Origin of the sequence: Streptomyces sp. NBC_00461 (assembly GCF_036013935.1) — a bacterium.
Classification (GTDB): Bacteria; Actinomycetota; Actinomycetes; order Streptomycetales; family Streptomycetaceae; genus Streptomyces.
The window spans coordinates 8,540,330-8,558,986 of record NZ_CP107902.1 but is presented as its reverse complement, the minus strand read 5'-3'; the positions used below and the strand labels follow the sequence as shown (position 1 = coordinate 8,558,986).

General features: G+C 71.0%; 14 protein-coding genes and 1 pseudogene. 11 read left to right on the top strand and 4 right to left on the bottom strand.

Features of this window, described 5'->3' with window-relative positions:
• Position 1 precedes the first annotated feature (1 nt).
• Together OG870_RS39690 and OG870_RS39685 are read right to left on the bottom strand one after the other, a co-directional pair.
• Entirely contained in the window at positions 2–1,078 is a 1,077-nt protein-coding gene (locus tag OG870_RS39690) for an ABC transporter permease (RefSeq protein ID WP_266592622.1), read from the bottom strand.
• Positions 1,078–2,097: a substrate-binding domain-containing protein gene (locus OG870_RS39685; protein WP_266529820.1), complete on the bottom strand. Its 1,020-nt coding sequence runs from the start codon at positions 2,095–2,097 to the stop codon at positions 1,078–1,080. The genes OG870_RS39690 and OG870_RS39685 overlap by 1 nt, the downstream gene beginning before the upstream one ends.
• Positions 2,098–2,385: 288 nt before the next feature.
• On the opposite strand from OG870_RS39685, the gene iolC reads away from it, so the two are divergent.
• From iolC to galE, 6 genes and pseudogenes are all read left to right on the top strand, one after another.
• Positions 2,386–3,348, top strand: coding sequence for a 5-dehydro-2-deoxygluconokinase (gene iolC, locus OG870_RS39680; protein ID WP_266591789.1), 963 nt, complete (start codon positions 2,386–2,388; stop codon positions 3,346–3,348).
• 13 nt (positions 3,349–3,361) lie between these two features.
• A complete protein-coding gene (locus OG870_RS39675) occupies positions 3,362–4,249 on the top strand; it encodes a Cgl0159 family (beta/alpha)8-fold protein (RefSeq protein WP_266529814.1) in 888 nt (295 codons plus the stop codon).
• 28 nt (positions 4,250–4,277) lie between these two features.
• Positions 4,278–5,192 (top strand): 5-deoxy-glucuronate isomerase, encoded by a 915-nt coding sequence (gene iolB / locus OG870_RS39670; RefSeq protein WP_266842736.1) that lies wholly within the window; start codon positions 4,278–4,280, stop codon positions 5,190–5,192.
• Positions 5,192–7,078: a 3D-(3,5/4)-trihydroxycyclohexane-1,2-dione acylhydrolase (decyclizing) gene (iolD, locus tag OG870_RS39665; RefSeq protein ID WP_266842738.1), complete on the top strand. Its 1,887-nt coding sequence runs from the start codon at positions 5,192–5,194 to the stop codon at positions 7,076–7,078. The genes iolB and iolD overlap by 1 nt, the downstream gene beginning before the upstream one ends.
• 124 nt (positions 7,079–7,202) lie before the next feature.
• Positions 7,203–7,985, top strand: a complete 783-nt coding sequence (locus OG870_RS39660) for a GntR family transcriptional regulator (RefSeq protein WP_266842740.1) — start codon at positions 7,203–7,205, stop codon at positions 7,983–7,985.
• 174 nt (positions 7,986–8,159) lie between these two features.
• Positions 8,160–9,179, top strand: a pseudogene (gene galE, locus OG870_RS39655) (UDP-glucose 4-epimerase GalE); the annotation flags it as partial.
• Here galE and OG870_RS39650 read toward each other — a convergent pair.
• Complete coding sequence (locus OG870_RS39650; protein ID WP_266591783.1) at positions 9,070–10,983, bottom strand: glycoside hydrolase family 15 protein; 1,914 nt, start codon at positions 10,981–10,983, stop codon at positions 9,070–9,072. The pseudogene galE and the gene OG870_RS39650 overlap by 110 nt on opposite strands.
• A gap of 181 nt (positions 10,984–11,164) precedes the next feature.
• On the opposite strand from OG870_RS39650, the gene OG870_RS39645 reads away from it, so the two are divergent.
• The 5 genes from OG870_RS39645 (at position 11,165) to OG870_RS39625 (ending at position 17,256) form a co-directional block, all read left to right on the top strand.
• Positions 11,165–12,496 carry a nucleotide sugar dehydrogenase gene (locus OG870_RS39645; RefSeq protein ID WP_266529801.1) on the top strand — a complete coding sequence of 444 codons (1,332 nt, stop codon included), beginning with the start codon at positions 11,165–11,167 and terminating at the stop codon, positions 12,494–12,496.
• A gap of 122 nt (positions 12,497–12,618) precedes the next feature.
• The gene (locus OG870_RS39640) at positions 12,619–14,103 is read left to right on the top strand and encodes a glycosyltransferase family 2 protein (RefSeq protein WP_405626975.1); all 1,485 of its coding nucleotides are present in this window, start codon (positions 12,619–12,621) and stop codon (positions 14,101–14,103) included.
• The gene (locus tag OG870_RS39635; RefSeq protein WP_266529799.1) at positions 14,103–14,225 is read left to right on the top strand and encodes a hypothetical protein; all 123 of its coding nucleotides are present in this window, start codon (positions 14,103–14,105) and stop codon (positions 14,223–14,225) included. The genes OG870_RS39640 and OG870_RS39635 overlap by 1 nt, the downstream gene beginning before the upstream one ends.
• Entirely contained in the window at positions 14,222–16,375 is a 2,154-nt protein-coding gene (locus OG870_RS39630) for a polysaccharide deacetylase family protein (protein ID WP_266591781.1), read from the top strand. Before OG870_RS39635 ends, OG870_RS39630 begins: the two co-directional genes overlap by 4 nt.
• Positions 16,375–17,256 (top strand): hypothetical protein, encoded by an 882-nt coding sequence (locus OG870_RS39625; RefSeq protein ID WP_266591779.1) that lies wholly within the window; start codon positions 16,375–16,377, stop codon positions 17,254–17,256. The genes OG870_RS39630 and OG870_RS39625 overlap by 1 nt, the downstream gene beginning before the upstream one ends.
• Here the strand turns inward: OG870_RS39625 and OG870_RS39620 are convergent.
• Positions 17,253–18,518: an NAD(P)-binding domain-containing protein gene (locus OG870_RS39620; protein ID WP_266591777.1), complete on the bottom strand. Its 1,266-nt coding sequence runs from the start codon at positions 18,516–18,518 to the stop codon at positions 17,253–17,255. The genes OG870_RS39625 and OG870_RS39620 overlap by 4 nt on opposite strands.
• Between the last annotated feature and the right edge of the window lie 139 nt (positions 18,519–18,657).

Sequence of the window (18,657 nt, the reverse complement as noted above, 5' to 3'; positions counted from 1 at the left end):
GTCACCTCCTGGTCATGGCGCGCTGGACCCACAGATTGATCAGGACGGCGCCGAGCAGCATGACGCCGAGGAAGGCCTTGAACCAGTCGGGGTTCCAGCCGGCGTAGACGATGCCCTGCTGCACCATGCCGAACATGAACGCGCCGAAGACCGGGCCGATCGCCGAGCCGTAGCCGCCGGTCAGCAGACAGCCGCCGATCACCGCCCCGGAGATGTAGATCAGCTCGATGCCGACGCCCTCGCCGGACTGCACGGTGTTGAACGAGAACAGCTGGTGCATGCCCACGAACCAGGCGCCGAAGCCGACCAGCATGAACAGCGAGATCTTGGTGAAGGCCACCGGGACACCGACCGCGCGGGCCGACTCCTTGTTGCCGCCGACCGCGAAGGTCCAGTTGCCGTACTTGGTGCGCAGCAGCACCCACGAGGCGATCGCGGCGAACAGCAGCCACCAGAAGACGGTGATCTTCACCTGGACGCCGCCGATGTCGAAGCTGGAGGCGAAGACCTTCCTGGCCTGGTCGAAGCCGTCCATGTTGCTGATGTCGTCGGTGGCCACGTTGCCGGTGACCATCTTGGTCACCGCGAGGTTGACGCCCTGGAGGATCAGGAAGGTGCCCAGGGTGACCAGGAAGCTGGGCAGGCCGGTCCTGACCACCATCCAGCCGTTGAAGAACCCGATGCCCAGCGACACGACCAGCGCGGCGATCACGCCGACCCATACGTTCATCGTCAGCTGGTAGCTGATCATGCTCGCGGTCAGCGCCGAGGTGATCACCCCGACACCGGCGGACAGGTCGAACTCGCCGCCGATCATCAGCAGGGCCACCGGGATCGTCACGATCCCGAGCGTGGAGGACTGGTAGAGGATGTTCGCCATCGAGCTGCCGTCGCGCACCGGTGGCGCCGCGATCAGGAAGAACACGTACACCGCGACGGCGCCGAGGAAGACGCCCACCTCGGGACGGGCCAACACCCTGACCATCAGGGGACGTTCGGCCGTACGGCCGTCACTCCCCTTGGGGCCGGGGGCCGGCGGTGTCTTCACCGCCGGCTCGGCGTGCTGGGTCATACGGATCACCGAGTGCCCTTCGCGGCGAACTTGGCGACCACGTCGACGTTCGACTTGTCGACGAACGCCGGCCCGGTCAGGACGGGCTGCTCACCGCCGCCGCTGTAGTTGCCGTTGTTCTTGTAGAGCCACAGCGAGTCGACCGCCAGGTAGCCCTGCAGATACGGCTGCTGGTCCACCGCGAACTCGATGGTGCCCTTGCTGATGGCCCCGGTCAGTTCCTTGTTGAGGTCGAAGGTGGCGACCTTGGCCTTGCTGCCCGCGTCGCCGACCGACTGCACGGCGATCAGCGCGATCGGGGCGCCGAGGGCGACCACGTGGTCGATCGCGCTGTCCTGCTTGAGCTTGGCGGTGATCGTCGACTTCACGGACGGCGCGTCGGTGCCGTTGACATAGGCCCTCTCCAGCTTGCCGGAGAACGTCTTCTCCACGCCGTCGCAGCGCTGGGTGAGGCCGACGTTGCCCTGCTCCTGAATGACGCAGAGGGCCTTTTTGGATCCGAGTGCGTTCAGCTTGTTGCCAAGCGCCTCACCGGCCACCGTCTCGTCCTGGCCGAAGAACTCCATCAGGCCGAGCTTCTTCCAGTCGCTGAGACCGGAGTTGAGGCCCACCACGGGTATGTTCGCCGACTTCGCCTTGCCGATGACGCCCTTCAGGGCGTCAGGCTTTGCAAGGGTGACGGCGATGCCGTCGACCTTCTGGTCGATCGCGTTCTGCACCAGGTTGGACTGGGTGCCCGCGTTCGGGTCGGCGGAGTAGATGAGCTTGATGTTGTCCTTGTCCGCGGCGGCCTGGGCGCCCTTGCGGACGATGTCCCAGAAGGTGTCCCCGGGAGCCTGGTGCGTGACCAGCGCGACGGTCATACGGGGCGTGGTCGCCTTGCCGGCCGAGGCGTTGCCTCCGCCCTCTTCGGACTTCTTGCCCCCCGAACTGCTGGAGCAGCCGGCGAGGGTCAGGGCAGCTGCTGCGGCCACCGCCACGACGGGTACGAGTCTGCGGGAGCGGGGGTGAGAAGAGCGGTCCATCTTTCCTGGCACCTCACTGTGCGTTGCGGGGGGAAAGGGAGAGGGGGATCACGAAGATCCAGGGCCCGGGATCTTGGCATGTCCGGGTCGTCGGCCGCAAACGCGGCGGTTGGCCTGGGACGGGATCAAACCCCCGGCCGCGCCCGCTGTCAATACTTTGTTAAGACATCATTTCACGTACAGGTCCGAATGTAAGTACAAACTATTGACAGCATCGCCCTTCGAGGCCTACACCTGGGAGGCGGCAGGCCCTCCGGGACCCGCACCCCCACACGAGGAGCGTCGCGCATGGCCGAGTCAGCCCAGCCCTTCGACTTGATCACTATGGGCCGTATCGGGGTGGATCTCTACCCCCTGCAGTCAGGCGTGGACCTGGCGAAGGTCGAGACCTTCGGCAAGTTCCTCGGCGGTTCGGCGACGAATGTGGCGGTTGCGGCCGCGAGGCTCGGCCGCTCCACCGCGGTGATCACCCGTACCGGGGACGACCCCTTCGGCACCTATCTGCACGAGGCGCTGAAGGAGTTCGGCGTCGACGACCGCTGGGTCGCGCCCGTCGCCGCCTACCCGACACCGGTGACCTTCTGCGAGATCTTCCCTCCGGATGACTTCCCTCTCTACTTCTACCGGCAGCCTAAAGCCCCTGACCTGGAGATACACACCGAGGAGCTGGACTTCTTCGCCATTCGGGCGACCCGGGTCTTCTGGATCACCGGCACCGGGCTGAGCGAGGAGCCGAGCCGCTCGGCCACCCTCGCCGCCCTCAAGGCGCGCGACAGGGCGGGCACGACCGTCTTCGACCTCGACTGGCGGCCCATGTTTTGGAGGGACCCGGAGGAGGCCCGCCCGTACTACGCGGAGGCGCTGCGGCACGCCACGGTCGCCGTCGGCAACCTCGACGAGTGCGAGGTGGCCACCGGCGTCCGCGAGCCGCGAGCCTGCGCCGAGGCGCTGCTGGCGGCCGGTGTGGAGCTGGCGGTCGTCAAGCAGGGCCCCAAGGGCGTGCTCGCCGTGCACCGCGACGGCACCACCGCCGAGATCGAGCCGGTGCCGGTCGAGGTGGCCAACGGCCTCGGCGCGGGCGACGCCTTCGGCGGCGCACTCGTCCACGGGCTGCTGTCCGGATGGGAGTTGGCTGAAATCGTGCGGTACGCCAACGCGGCCGGTGCCCTTGTCGCCTCCCGTCTCGCCTGTTCCTCCGCGATGCCCACCGAGGCCGAGGTCGAAGACCTCCTCGCGCGCGCCACTGCCTGAACGGAGCCTTTCGTTGACCATCAGCATCCCCGACCTCGTCTCGGTCAGGGCCCGCCATCCCGAAGCCGTCGCCGAAGCGGCCGCCCGGCGCGTCCGGCGCCCGCTCGTCGGCGACAGCGGCCGCCTGATGATCGTGGCCGCCGACCACCCGGCCCGTGGTGCGCTCGGCGTCGGCGAGCGTCCACTCGCCATGGCCAACCGGGCGGACCTGCTGGAGCGCCTGTGCGTCGCGCTCTCGCGGCCCGGCGTCGACGGGGTGCTGGCCACCGCCGACATCCTGGAGGACCTCCTCCTGCTCGGGGTGCTGGAGAACAAGGTCGTCATGGGCTCCATGAACCGCGGGGGCCTGGCGGGCGCCGCCTTCGAGATGGACGACCGCTTCACCGGCCACCGCGCCGAGGACATCGCCCGCCTGCGCTTCGACGCGGGCAAGCTGCTGCTGCGTATCGACTACGACGACCCGGGCTCGCTGACCACCCTGGAGTCCACCGCCCGCGCCGTCGACGCCATGGCGGCACACCGGCTCCCCCTGTTCGTCGAGCCGTTCGTCTCCCGCCGCGTCGACGGCCGGGTCCGCAACGACCTGTCCGCCGAGGCCGTCACCAGGTCCGTCGCCATCGCCTCGGGCCTGGGCGGCACCTCCGCCTACACCTGGCTGAAGCTGCCCGTCACCGACGACCCGGACGACATGGGCGAGGTCCTGGAGACCTCCACGCTGCCGGCCGTCCTGCTCGGCGGCGAGGTGGGCGAGTCCGCGGCGGAACAGGACGGCGCGTACGAGCGCTGGCGCAAGGCGCTCAAGCTCCCCACCGTGCAGGGCCTGGTCGTCGGCCGGTCGCTGCTCTACCCGGCCGGGGGCAGTGTGGAAGCAGCGGTCGACACGGCCGTAGGCCTGCTGTGACGTGGTTGTCGTGACACGGAGGAACGCAATGACGTATCACCTTCCCGCCGGAAAGGCCCTCGGCGGCCCCTACGTCGTGGACATCACGCCGGAGAAGGCCGGCTGGGGCTACTCCAGCCTGCGCGTCCTGGAGCTGCCGCCGGGCGGCACGCACACCTTCGACACCGGCGACAGCGAGTGGATCGTGCTGCCGCTGAGCGGCGGCTGCACGGTGTCGGCCGCCGACGACTTCGGCCACGACACCTTCGAACTCACCGGCCGCGACAGCGTGTTCAGTGGCGTCAGCGACTTCGCCTACGTGCCGAGGGACGCCCGTACGACGGTCACGTCCGACGGCGGCGGGCGGTTCGCGCTCACCGGGGCGCGCTGCGGCCGGCGGCTGCCCGCCCGCTACGGACCGGCATCGGCCGTACCGGTGGAGCTGCGCGGCACGGGGAACTCCTCCCGCCAGGTCAACAACTTCGGCGCGGCCGCCCGCGCCGGAGGCGCTGATGGACAGGGTTTCGACTGCGACAAGCTGATCGCGGTCGAGGTGATCACGCCGGGCGGCAACTGGTCGTCCTTCCCGCCGCACAAGCACGACGAGCACCGGCCCGGCGAGGAGTCCGTCCTCGAAGAGGTCTACTACTTCGAGTTCGCCGACCACGACGGCACCCCCGGTCTCGGCTACCAGCGCGTCTCCCCGTCCGGGCAGGGCCGTAACACGGACGTCCTGGCCGAGGTCCGCAGCGGAGACGTCGTGTTGATCCCCGACGGATGGCACGGGCCGTCCATGGCCGTGCCCGGCCACCACATGTACTACCTGAACGTCATGGCGGGCCCCGAGCCCGAGCGCGCCTGGCTGATCTGCGACCACCCCGACCACGCCTGGGTCCGCGACAGCTGGCCCGAGCAGCCTGTCGACCCCCGCCTCCCCCTCTACACGGCCCCGGAGAAGTCCTGATGAGCACCCCCACCCGCCGCCTGACCACAGCCCAGGCCCTGGTGCGCTTCCTGTCCGTCCAGTACACCGAGCGCGACGGCGTACGCCACCGGCTGATCGCCGGGACCTGGGGCATCTTCGGCCACGGCAACGTGGCGGGCCTCGGCCAGGCTCTGATGGAGGCAGGCATCGAACCAGGCGCAGCGATGCCGTTCCACCAGGGGCGCAACGAGCAGGCGATGGTGCACGCGGCCGTCGGCTACGCCCGGCAGCTCGACCGCCTGTCCGCGCAGGCGGTGACGACCTCCATCGGCCCGGGTGCCACGAACCTGGTCACCGGCGCCGCCCTGGCCACCATCAACCGCCTCCCGGTCCTGCTGCTGCCCGGCGACTACTTCGCCACGCGTGCAGCCGACCCGCTGCTCCAGCAGCTGGAGCACCCGACCGAGGCGGACGTCTCCGTCAACGACACCCTGCGCCCGGTGTCGAGGTACTTCGACCGCGTCACCCGCCCCGAGGCCCTGATCCCCTCGGCCCTGAACGCCATGCGGATCCTCGCCGACCCCGCCGAGACCGGCGCGGTCACGCTGGCCCTTCCCCAGGACGTGCAGGCGGAGGCCTACGACTGGCCGGAGGAGTTCTTCGCCGAGCGCGTATGGCATGTACGGCGTCCCGCGCCCGACGCGTTCGAGCTGGCAAAGGCGCTGGAGGCGATCCGGGCCGCCGAGCGTCCGCTGATCGTCGCGGGCGGCGGCATCCACCACAGCCGGGCCGAGGAGGCGCTGAAGGCCCTGGTGGACGCCACCGGCATCCCGGTCGCCTCGACGCAGGCGGGCAAGGGCTCGCTGCGCCACGACCATCCCGCCGACCTCGGCGGCATCGGCCACACCGGCACGGCGGTCAGCGACGACATCGCGCGCACGGCGGACCTGGTGATCGGCGTCGGCACCCGCTACACGGACTTCACCACCGCCTCCCACACCCTCTTCCAGAACCCGGACGTCCGCTTCGTCAACCTCAACATCGCCGCGTTCGACGCCCACAAGCTGGCGGCGCGCCCGCTCGTCTGCGATGCGCGGGCGGGTCTGGAGGCGCTCCTGGACGGGCTGGCCGGCCACCACGTCGGTGACGGGTTCGAGGCCGAGTACCGGGCCGGCAGGGCGCGTTGGGAGCAGGTGGTCGAGGCGGCCTACAGCGCGCCCGACGAGAACGCCGTACCGACCCAGACGCAGGTGCTCGGCGCCCTGGACGCGGTCGTCGGCGACGACGACGTCGTGATCAACGCGGCCGGTTCGCTCCCCGGCGACCTGCACAAGCTGTGGCGGGCGCGCAGCCCCCGCCAGTACCACCTGGAGTACGGCTACTCCTGCATGGGCTACGAGATTCCGGCCGGCATCGGCGTCCAGCAGGCCACTCCCGACACCCCGGTCTGGTCCCTGGTGGGCGACGGCACCTACCTGATGATGCCGACCGAGATCGTCACGGCCGTCCAGGAGGGCCTGCCGGTCAATCTCGTGCTCATCCAGAACCACGGCTACGCGTCCATCGGCGGCCTCTCCGAGGCGGTCGGCGGCGAGCGCTTCGGCACCGCCTACCGCTACCGGGCCGCCGACGGGACGTTCTCCGGTGCCCCGCTCCCGGTCGACCTGGCCGCCAACGCGGGCAGCCTCGGCATGGACGTCCTGCGCGCCAAGACGGTGCGCGAGCTGCGCGAGGCGCTCGCCACGGCCCGCGCCTCCGACCGCCCGACCTGCGTCTACGTCGAGACCGACACCGCCACCCCGACCGCTCCCCCGGCCGAGGCCTGGTGGGACGTGCCGGTGGCCGAGGTCGCCTCCCGTGAGGCGGCGTCGAACGCCCGCGAGGAGTACGACCGCCAGGTCGTCGACCGGCGCCGTCACCTCTGAACTCCCCGCACCTGAAAGGCCCTCGCACCATGAAGACCCTCACCCGCCGGTCCGACGCGGGCATCAACCTCGGTTCCCCCAACCACTCCTGACGATTCGTCAGCTCATCAGAGGGAGGTATCCCATGGCGAGGACCGGCGCCGGCCCACGTGCCACGACGGCAGCACTCGACTCGCTGGACTTCGCCCTGGACCGGGGCAGTCCGGTGCCGCTGTACTACCAGCTCGCCCAGCAGCTGGAGGCGGCGATCGAGCACGGGGTCCTCGCCCCGGGAAACCTCCTGGGCAACGAGATCGACCTCTCGACCCGGCTCGGCCTGTCCAGACCGACCGTCCGCCAGGCCATCCAGTCCCTGGTCGACAAGGGGCTTTTGGTGCGCCGCCGCGGCGTCGGCACGCAGGTGGTGCACAGCCAGGTCAAGCGCCCGCTGGAGCTCAGCAGCCTCTACGACGACCTGGAGGCGGCCGGCCAGGGCCCCACCACCCGGGTGGTGCGCAACGAGCACAGACCTGCACCCCCCGACGTCGCCGCCGCACTCGGCATCGCGGAGGGCAGCGAGGTCATCGTCCTGGAACGACTGCGCCTCTCCCACGGCCAGCCGGTCGCCCTCCTGTGCAACCACCTGCCCGCGACACTGCTCGACCTCAACACCGAACGCCTGGAGTCGACGGGCCTCTACCGGATGATGCGCACCGCGGGCATCACCCTGCACAGTGCCCGCCAGACCATCGGCGCCCGCTCCGCCACCGCCGAGGAGGCGGCCCGCCTCGACGAGGAGGAGGGCGCCGCCGTGCTGACGATGCAGCGCACGGCGTACGACGACACCGGCCGCCCGGTCGAGTACGGGACGCACATCTACCGCGCGTCGCGGTACGCGTTCGACTTCCAGCTGCTCGTCAGGCCGTGAAGGATCCGCTTGGGGGTCCGCCGCCAGGGTCCGCTTGACTCCGGGGAGCGAGGCGCGCACAGTCGTACATATACGTCGTAAACATACGACGTCACCTCCGCACATCGGTGAGGCACCGTGGACAAGGAGCGGCGAGCACGTGCGCGTCCGGGGGCCGGCTGGGCCGCGTCCACCATCCTTGTCACCGGCGGGGCGGGCTTCGTCGGCAGCCACGCCTGTGTCGAGCTCCTCGACCACGGCTACGAGGTGATCGCGGTCGACGACTACGCGAACAGCACACCCGAGGTGTTCGCCCGGGTGGAGCGGATCGCGGGCCGGTTCGTCGGCGCCGTCTACGAGCTGGACCTCCGGGACCGGCGCGCCCTGTCGGCGGTGTTCGACCGGCACTCCGTGGACGCCGTCCTGCACTTCGCCGCACGCAGATACGCGCACGCGTCGGCCGCCTCGCCCGTCGAGTGCTACGACACCAACGTGGGCGGCACCACCGCGCTGCTGCGGACCATGCACGAGCACGGCGTCCACCGGCTCGTGTTCCCCTCCTCGTGTGCCGTCTACGGCGACGCCGCCGCCGGTCTGCTCGACGAGGCCACCCCGGTCCGGCCGGCCACGCCCTACGCGTCCTCGAAGTGGATCTGCGAGCAGATCCTCGCCGACGTCTGCCGTCACCGCCCCGAGTACACCGTGCTGTGCCTGCGGCACTTCAACCCGGCCGGCGCGCACCCCAGCGGGCTGCTCGGCGAGGACCCGCGCAGCGTCCCCGACCGGCTCATGCCGTACGTGGCGCGGGTCGCCGTCGGTGACAGGGAGCGGCTGCACATCTTCGGCGGGGACTATCCGACCCCCGACGGCACCGCCATCCGCGACTACATCCACGTCATGGACACCGTCGAGGCGCACCGCGTCGCGCTCGACCGGCTGGCCGACGGGACGGGCATGCGCGTGTTCAACATCGGCCAGGGGCAGGGCAGTTCGGTCCTGGACGTGGTCGCCGTCTTCTCCGAGGCCAGCGGCAAGCCCCTTCCGTTCGAGATCGGGCCCCGCCGTCCCGGCGACGCTGCCGCACTGGTCGCCGACGCGAGCGCCGTCACCCGGGCCTGGGGCTGGCGCCCCACCCGGAACCTCGCGGACATCTGCCGGGACGCCTGGCGTTTCCAGCAGCTGAACCCGCACGGGTACGCCGGGGCCGCACGGCGCCCGTACTCGAACAACTGACGCCCGGGGTGCTGCGGTCGCGACCCGGAGCCCCCAGCGCGAACGCCGTCTCCACCAGCGCGATGTGACTGAACGCCGTGGGTGCGTTGCCCAGTTGGCGGCCCGCGTCCGGGTCCCACTGCTCCGAGAGGAGACCGAGGTCGCTGCGGGCGGCGAGCACACGTTCGAAGACCTCGCGGGCCTGCGCGAGGCGGCCGGTCGCGGCGAGGGCGTCGGCATACCAGAAGGAGCACGCCACGAACGCGCCCTCCGGGCCGTGCACACCGTCGCCGTCCGGCGCGTACCGCCGGAGGAAGCCGCCGTGATGCAGCCGGCGCATGGCCCGGAGCGTGCCACGCACCCGCTCGTCCCGGGCCGGCAGAAAGCCGAGCCGCGGCATCAGCAGCACCGAGGCGTCCAGGGCCGAGGAGCCGTAGGACTGCACGAAGGAACACCGGCCGGGGTCCCAGCCCTCCCGGCACACCTGGCGGTGCACCTCGTCACGCAGGGCGTGCCATGCGCCGAAGGAGCCGTCGCGGCCCAACAGCCGCCCCATCCGCAGGGCGCGGTCGGCGGCCACCCAGACCATGACCTTGGAGTGCACGAACTGCCGCCGCGGGCCCCGCACCTGCCACAGTCCCTGGTCCGGTTCCCGCCAGTGCCGCTGCAGGAAGCCCATCATCGCCTCCACCAGGTTCCACACATGGGGCGGCATCGGGATCCCGGCCCGCAATGACCGGCAGAAGGTGTCGAGGACTTCGCCGTAGACGTTCAGCTGGAACTGGTTCGCGGCACGGTTGCCGAAGCGGACGGGGCGCGAGTCCTCGTAGCCGGGCAGCCACGGCGCCTCGGTCTCCGGCAGCAGCCGCTGCCCGCCGACGCCGTACACGGTCTGCAGGTCGGCGGGGGTACCGGCGATGGCCCGCACCAGCCAGTCCAGCCAGGCCGTCGCCTCCTCCCGGTAGCCGCTGCGCAGCAGACAGGGCAGGGTGAGCGCGGAATCGCGCAGCCAGCAGTGGCGGTGGTCCCAGTTGCGCTCCCCGCCGATGCGTCCGGGCAGCGAGGTCGTCGGCGCGGCGACGATGCCTCCCGTGGGGGCGTAGGTGAGCGCCTTCAGCGTGATCAGGGACCGCACCACGGCGTCCCGCCATGGGCCTTCGTAGCGGCACCGGGCGGTCCAGTTCCGCCAGAAGTCGGCGGTCTCCTTCAGCAACGTCTCGGCCGGGACGCCCAGCGGCGCGGGCGGTTCGGGCAGATGCGAGGGCGACCACACCAGGGTCAGCGCAAGCCGCCGTCCGGCCGGGACGGCGAAGTCGTGGACCGTGGCGTCGTCGCGGCCCGCCGGTACGGCCCCGTCGGCGCCCAGCCAGACGGCGTCCGGGCCGGCGACCGCCACGGTGCACCGGTCGACGGCCCGGATCCAGGGCACGACCCGGCCCTGGTGGAAGCGCAGCCGCAGCTCGCTGCGCACGGACACGACGCCGCAGAGGCCCTCGACCACCCGGACCAGGCACGGTGACCCGGTCCGCCGGGGCATGAAGTCGGTGACACGCACCGTCCCGGTCGCCGTCTCCCACCATGTGTCCAGGACCAGCGTGTCCGGCCGGTACGCCCGTCGCGCGCAGAGCCGGTGGGCGACGGGAGCCACCCGCCAGAAGCCGTTGCCCTCCGTACCCAGCAGCGCGGCCAGACAGGCGGGCGAGTCGAACCGCGGCAGACACAGCCAGTCGACGGAACCGTCCCTGCCCACCATGGCCGCGGTCTCCAGGTCGCTGATGAGGGCGTAGTCCTCGATGGGGGCACTCATGATCGCCGCCAGTCGCACATTCACGACGCAGTCGAGTATTTACGATGTATACGTACATCTTCAACTCATAGAACATTTCAGTCAACTCGGCCCACTTGACGCCGTGCACACATGGGGCAAAATGTACGTATACGTCGTAAATATATAGCGTCCACCATGTCTGCAACCCGGAGGCATCGGCATGAACAGCGCCTCTCCCATCACGGCGGTCCTTGATCTCGCCCCCGGGCCCGAGGACGAGTCCGCGCAGTTCGACCACGCCTCGGCAGCCGTCGCCGTCGTCGGCCTCGGATACGTCGGTCTGCCCACCAGCCTCGCCCTGCTCGCCGCGGGCAACGAGGTCGTCGGGGTCGACGTCAGCGAGGGCCGGCTGGACGCCATCCGCCGCGGCGAGGTGGATCTGCTGCCCACCGACCACGAGCGCCTCGCGGCCCATGCGGACGACCCGCGGTTCACCATCACGTCCGAGCACGCCGCGATAGCCCGGGCCCGCACCGTCGTGATCTGTGTGCCGACGCCGATCGACCGCCACCTCGTGCCCGACCTTCGCGCCCTCGCCGCGGCGTGCACCTCGGTGGTCGAGCACGCCGTGCCCGGTCAGCTGCTGATCCTCACCTCGACCACGTATGTGGGCGCCACCCGCGATCTGCTGGCGCAGCCGCTGACGGAGCGCGGGTTCCAGGTCGGCGGCGACGTGTTCGTGGCCTTCTCGCCGGAGCGCATCGACCCGGGCCGTGCGGAGCACCCGCACGACCGCACCCCGCGCGTGGTCGGCGGCATGGGCGAGTTGAGCACCAGCCTGGCCGCGGCCGTTCTGCGCCGGACCGCACCCGCCGTGCACGTGCTCTCCTCGGCCGAGGAAGCCGAGATGACCAAGCTGTGGGAGAACACCTTCCGGGCCGTCAACCTCGCGCTGGCCAACGAGTTCGCCGAGGACTGCCGGGCCCTCGGCCTGCAGCCACGACCGATCATCGAGGCGGCGGCGACCAAGCCCTACGGTTTCGTGGCGCACTATCCCGGGCCCGGCGTGGGCGGCCACTGCATCCCCTGCGATCCGCACTATCTGCTCTGGCAGTTGCGTGCCATGCGCGTCGCCTCCCCGCTCGTCGAGACGGCGATGTCCGCGATCGCGGCCCGGCCCCGGCAGGTGGTGCGGCGCGTGCGCGACATCCTCGCCGACCGGGGCACCAGCACCTCGGGCGCCCGGATCCTGCTGGTGGGCGTCTCCTACAAGTCGGGCGTCGCGGACCTGCGCGAGTCGCCTGCCCTGGAGATCCTGGCGGAACTGGCCGCGGAGGGCGCCAAGGTGCACTTCACGGACCCGCTGATCCCCACGCTCACGCTCGGCCCCCTGACGCTCGACGGCGTCGCCGAACCGGAGGCGGAGCCGTGGGACCTGGTCGTGGTGCACACGGTGCACCCGGGCACCGAGCTGGAATGGCTCGCCGATCAGCCGTCCGTGCTGGACGCCACCTACCGACTCGGCCCGCTCAAGGCCAAGGCGGTCCTGTGAGCGCCGCGTACACCGGCCGCAGGCACCCCGGTGCGGGTGCCGCCTCGGCCCCGCCCCGGCCGGGGGCGTCCGCGGGGCAGCCCCGTGGTCCGCTGCCGGAGCACTCCGGGCCGGGCCGGGGTGTGCTCACCCAGCCGAAGCCGAAACAGAAGCCGGCACCGCCGCCACTGCCACCCCTTCGCTCGGCGCGGCCGCAGCGGCCAGGGGTGGTGCGCCGTCTGCTGGACCGGATGGACCCGGACATCCGCTACGACGCACGCCGCGTGCTGGTCCTCATCTGTCTGCTGCCGCTGCTGCTGATCCTGGCGCGCGGGGCGTACGCACTGCCGCGCGATCCGCTGCTGCTGAGCTACGGCTTCACCGTCCTGCTCGGCACCATCACGATGTTCTACCTCGCCTACACCCGCTACGACGATCCGTCGGAACGCCCCATGCGCAAGCGGCCCAAGGACCGCGACAGTTTTCCCGCACTGCCCACCACACCGAAGGTGAGCTTCCTGCTCGCGGTCAAGGACGAGGTGGAGTGCATCGAGAACTGTGTGCGCTCCATGGCCACCAGCGACTACCCGGACCTCCAGGTCGTCGTGGTCGACGACCTGTCCGAGGACGGCACCCAGGACGTGCTGCGCCGGCTGGAGACGGAACTCGACATCAAGGTCATCTGCCTGGACAGGAACCTCGGCAAGAAGGGTGCCCTGGTCCGCGCCTGCGAGGACGCCGACGGCGACATCATCGCCATGACCGACTCCGACTGCTTCCTGGCCCCGGACGCCCTCGCCCGCTGTGTGCGGGCACTCGTCGCACACCGCGAGCTGGGTGCGGTCAGCGGTCACGCCCGCGCGCTCAACGCGGACTTCAGCTTCTGGACGAAGGCCCAGGACGTCTGGTTCGAGGGCCAGTTCCGGGTGGTGAAGGCGACCGAGGCCACCTTCGGGACCGTCACCTGCGTCTCCGGGCCGCTGGCCGTGTTCCGGCGCGAGGCCATCTTCAACTACCTGCCCGCCTGGGCCAACGACCATTTCATGGGCGCCCCCTTCCGCTTCTCCACCGACCGCCAGCTCACCGGTTACGTCCTCGGGCAGAAGTGGAAGGGCCAGGCGCTCAAGCACCAGTACGCCGACTCGCCGTTCGTCACCGAGCGAGACTACCCGGAGCGCAGATGGCGGGTCGGCTACGTCTATTCGGCCAAGGTGTGGACCAACGCCCCGCCCCGTTTCAGGCCCCTGATGAAGCAGCAGATCCGCTGGAAGAAGAGCTTCATCCGCAATCTGTGCTTCACCGGTACGTTCATGTGGCACATGGGTCCGGGGCCGGCGACCCTCTACTACGGCCACGTCCTGTGGGTGAGCGCCGCGCCGTTCATGGCGTTCCGGCACATGATCTGGGCGCCGGCCCACGGGGAGGCCTTCCTCACCCTGCTCTACCTGTGCGGGATCATCCTCAAGGGCTGCGCCTACGGCCTCGCCTTCAAGATCGACAACCCTGGTGACAACCACTGGATCTACCGGCCGGCGATGGGCCTGCTCTCCACCCTGCTGCTGGCCTGGATGCTGCCGTACTCCCTCGCCACCATCCGGCGGGGTGTCTGGTCGAGGAGTGCCACCTGATGAACAGGCCGCGCGAGTTCGACGTGCGCAGACTCGGGCGCGCGCTAGGGCTGTTGCTGTCGTTCGCCGTGGTCGCCTTCCTGTACGCGATGGTGCTCACCCGAGGGGGCATCCTGCCGTGACCGCAGCCGGCGCCCTGTCGAGGCTGGGACCTCTGCTCGACGGCCTGAGGGGCCGGGCGCGGCGAGGCGCCCGCCTGCTCACCCACTGGTGGCTCCGCACCGGGCTGATCGCGCTCGCCCTGGCCGTGCTCCTGCTGCCGTTCTACGCGGCCACGCAGTACTACCTGAACCAGAAGTACCTGAGCAGGCAGGCCGATCCGCCGGCGCCCCGCGTCAACGCCACCGCCGCCTCGGCAGCGGCGCGGATGGACAGGAGCCTGCCTGCCGCCACGGCCCCCGTCGTGCTGACCTACCACGACATCGACACCGGCAGCCCCAGCAGGTACGCGGTCTCGCCCGCCGCCTTCGACGCCCAGATGGCCGCGCTGGAGAAGGCGGGATACCGGAGCATGACCACCGAGGAGTTCGTCACCTACCTCAAGGGCGGCCCGGCCCCGCCGAGGTCGGTCCTCATCACCTTCGACGACGGGCCGCGCGGCCTGTGGGTCAACGCCGACCGCATCCTGGCCCGCCATCACCTGCACGGCACCGTCTTCCTGATCACCTCCCGGGTGGACGACCGTCCCTACTACCTGTCCTGGCGGGAGATCGGGCGGATGGCCCACTCCGGCCGCTGGGACTTCCAGGCCCACACCCACGACCTGCACCATCGTGCGCAGACGACCGCCGGCGGGCACCGCGACTCCGCTCTCTCCAACCGCCTGTGGCTGCCGGATCGGCACCGCCTGGAGAACCGCTCGGAGTACCGGGCGCGAGTGACCGCCGATGTCAGGAAGAACCTCCACGAGTTCGAAAGCCACGGTCTGCCGAGGCCCCGGCTGTTCGCCTATCCCTTCAGCGAGGCCACGGAGCGCGGCAATCTGCCACCGGGGCTGACGCTGCAGGAACTGCTGACCCGGTACTACGCGGCCACGATGTCCAACAAGTCCCCCAACCCGCTGCTGCCGCCCGTCGCCGCCAGCCGCCGTGCCGCGGCCGACCGCACCGTCCAGCGGCTCGAGTTGGTGCGCTCGACCACCACCGGCGAACTGCTCTCCAAGCTCTCCCAGTGGACCCAGATACCGCCCGTCGCCACCGACCCCCTGACCCGGCCCGCGCTGTGGACGCGTGACAACGGCACCCTCCGGCGCGGGGTCGACGACTTCACCGGGCACCGGCCCTTCCCCGGCAAGGACCAGCGCTACGCCTCCGCGGAGTATCGCGCCCTGGGGAGCGTGGACTGGACCGACTACCGCGTCGACGCCACCGTCACCGGCTTCGGGGACGGCACCAACCAGGCGTCCGTGGCGGTGCGCAACCGCAGCAAGGACGAGGTGGTGGTCAGCGTCAGCCAGGGCACGGCCACGCTGGAGCACGGCGGACGCAAGGCGGTCGTACGCAAGCTTGCGCCGAGGCGTTCGCACACGCTGAGCGTCACCGTGCGGGGCGCCACCACCACGGCCCTGGTGGACGGCAGCACCGAACTCGGCTGGGTCGCCCAGGGCATCCCCGCCACCCAGCTCACCGGGGGCCTCGGCATCCGGGTCGGCAGCAACCGGCCGGGAGCCCCGCCACCCGCCTTCGGCGCACTGCACGTCTCCCCGCTGCCCCCGAAGACCCCTGCGCCGAGCGGCAACCGGCAGGCCTTGGCCGATTCGGCGCCGTCGGCCCCCACCGCGTACTGGGAGAGCAGGTCCGGGGTGCGGGCGCCGCTCGAGATCGAGGACGGTGTGATCACGCCGGTGGGCCGTGTCGCCCTGTCCGGCTACGGGGCGTACGAGCCCGCACGTACGCGGGAGTGGACCGGTTACACGGTGAGCGGCACCATCTCCAAGTTGCACGATCCGCGAGTGAAAGGTGCAATTCAGGTCAGAGTGGGCAGTTGGCGGGGGATCTGCGCGCAGGTCTCCCACAGCCGACTGGAGGTGCTCGCCGGGAACGCCGACAGTCGGCGCCTGGTCGGCACGCGTCCCCTGCGGGCGGCCGACTCGCACGACGTGTCGGTCACGGCGACCGCCCGGTCCACGGTGATCCGTGTGGACGGCACGGTCCGGATGACGCTGCCCGCGGCGGGAGAGACCGGAGGCGTGGCCTACGCCGCGTACCGCGACACCACCCGGAGTTCCTGGCCGCCCCTGACCCATCTCAAGGTCGTACCCGTGGCGGAGTGATGAGCGACGAGCGGGAGCCGAAGCGCCGGACGAGCCACCGGCCCAAGGGCCGGAGGTTCTCCCGGCGCACCCGCGTCTGGGGCCTGCTGCTGGTCACCGCGACGGTCGTCGGGACCGGGACGGCCCTGTTCGTGAACGCGGCCGAGGGGGAATCGCCGAAGGCCGTGGCCTCGATCGGGCCGACGACCGCCCCGTTCGCGCCGCGCTTCGCCCAAAGCGGCCTCGTCACCAACGAGTTCGCCTTCCTCCACCCGGGAGAACCGCGCTCGAAGCTCTCCCGCGACTGGATCACCACCAGCGGCTCCCTCTTCGCCAAGGACGGCGCGGGCTGGACGGGCGTGCCCGACGCCGACGACACCGGCCCCGACTCCGCCCGCCACACCGACTCGGCCGTCTTCCGGCTGGTCACCCGCCGACGTGACTTCGGGCCGGTGACGGTGCGTGTACGGGTCCGGCTGGACCGGCCCGTCACCACGCCGCGTACTCCGGCCCGGGACTGGGACGGCGGGCATGTCTGGCTGCGCTACCGCAGCCCGCGGGAGCTGTACGCGCTCAGCTTCCGCCGCCGCGACGGCGCGGTGGTGATCAAACGCAAGATCGCGGGCGTCGGCCGCCCCCAGGACGAGGACAACGAGGGCTATTCGACCCTGGCCGAGGGCAGGCACGCCCTCTCCTACGGCACCTGGCACGAGGTGGAGGCGAGCGCCGTCAACCAGCCCTCGGGCGCGGTGCGGCTGCGACTGGGCATCGACGGGAAGACGGTCCTCACGGTCGAGGACCGCACCCCCGGCCCGCTGCGCCGGCCGGGCGGCGTGGGACTGAGGGCGGACAACACCGAGCTGCTCTTCCGGGACTTCCGCGCCACGGCCGGCGCTTCCTAGGACGCCGGGACGCCAGGACCCCAGGACGCGTCGACGGCAGCCAGGGAAGCGCTGATCCGACGGGCCGTGAAACCCGTGCCGCACACGAATCGCAGCAGTGGCCCGAACGTGGCGGCAGCGGCCAGCCCCGCGAAGTACAGACCCGGCACCGATGCCTGGAAGTCGGCCGACAGCTCCGGCGCACCGGCCAGCCGAGGCGGCTCGGCGACCCGCTTGCGCACCGACCGGCGCAGCTGGGGGCTCAGCAGTTCCACCCTGTCGGTGTCGACCAGGTATCCGGTCCCCGCGATGACATGGTCGGCGTACAGGCTCTCCAGGTCCCCGCCGGGGTTCTGCACCTCCAGCCGCACCCCGCCGTTCGCGCGCGCCGCCGAGCGGAGGCTGCGGTCGGAGAGCACCGGGACACGGCCCTGCACGCGCTCCCGCAGCCACCACGCGCCGGACGGTCCGAGGACCGTACGCAGGACGTGGGCACGGATGCGGGCCGGCAGGTGGCGGATGGCCGCGGGCCCGCGGCTGCAGAGCACCAGTGGCCATCCGGTGCCCATCGCGGCCTCCGGCCACAGCAGCCGGGCGTGGAGCGGACGGTCCCGGGCCGTGTCGGCCTCGGGAGGCGGGCCGAAGGACGGACGGGTGCGGGCGATGACGGTGGGCTGCGCTCCGGCCTCGTACAGCAGAGCGGAGGTCTCCAGGGCCGACTGGCCGCCGCCGAGCACCACGACGCGCCGGCCCGCGAACGCCGACAGGTCCGTGTGGTCGGCCGTGTGGGAGACGAGGCCGTGCTCCCGCAGCCCGGTCAACTCGTGCGGTACGTACGCGTAGGGGGTGACGCCGGTGGCGACGACGACGGCACGGGCGGCGAACTCCTCCCCGTCGTCCAGCGTGAGCAGGAACCGGTCGCGGTGGGGGCGGTCGACGCGGCGCACCGCGGTCCGTTCCAGCTCGGGGACGCAGGTGTGCTGGAACCAGAGTCCGTAGCGCACGAACTCGGACAGCGGCACCGGTTCCCGCTCGCGGCCCGGATGGCGCCCCTCCTGAGCGCGGAACTCGCCGAGGCCGTGCCCGGGAGCGGGGGCGGAGATCGACGAGGCGAACGGGGACGACTTGAGGTACATCTCCCGCGGCATGTGCGAGCGCCAGCCCTCCATCGGCTCCCCGAAGATCCGGTACGGCACCTTGCGGGCCTGGAGGTGGGCGGCGACGGAGAGCCCGTAGGGACCGGCTCCCACCACGGCGACTGCGGCGTCTCCTGACGGCTTCATGGTCTGGGCGCCCTTCCCATCAGCGACTTCTTGACTACTGCCCCATGTCCGGCGTATGTATATATACATCGTAAACATACACATTCGGGCAATCAAGAGGTTGTCTGCCAAGACCGGCCAAGAGGTGAGGTAGCGAGCC

Bases quoted from the DNA above. Each gene is read 5' to 3' on its own strand.
- OG870_RS39685 (WP_266529820.1), bottom strand. From the start codon at position 2,097: ATGGACCGCTCTTCTCACCCCCGCTCCCGCAGACTCGTACCCGTCGTG.
- iolC (WP_266591789.1), top strand. From the start codon at position 2,386: ATGGCCGAGTCAGCCCAGCCCTTCGACTTGATCACTATGGGCCGTATC.
- iolB (WP_266842736.1), top strand. From the start codon at position 4,278: ATGACGTATCACCTTCCCGCCGGAAAGGCCCTCGGCGGCCCCTACGTC.
- iolD (WP_266842738.1), top strand. From the start codon at position 5,192: ATGAGCACCCCCACCCGCCGCCTGACCACAGCCCAGGCCCTGGTGCGC.
- OG870_RS39660 (WP_266842740.1), top strand. From the start codon at position 7,203: ATGGCGAGGACCGGCGCCGGCCCACGTGCCACGACGGCAGCACTCGAC.
- OG870_RS39650 (WP_266591783.1), bottom strand. From the start codon at position 10,983: ATGAGTGCCCCCATCGAGGACTACGCCCTCATCAGCGACCTGGAGACC.
- OG870_RS39645 (WP_266529801.1), top strand. From the start codon at position 11,165: ATGAACAGCGCCTCTCCCATCACGGCGGTCCTTGATCTCGCCCCCGGG.
- OG870_RS39635 (WP_266529799.1), top strand. From the start codon at position 14,103: ATGAACAGGCCGCGCGAGTTCGACGTGCGCAGACTCGGGCGCGCGCTA.
- OG870_RS39625 (WP_266591779.1), top strand. From the start codon at position 16,375: ATGAGCGACGAGCGGGAGCCGAAGCGCCGGACGAGCCACCGGCCCAAG.
- OG870_RS39620 (WP_266591777.1), bottom strand. From the start codon at position 18,518: ATGAAGCCGTCAGGAGACGCCGCAGTCGCCGTGGTGGGAGCCGGTCCC.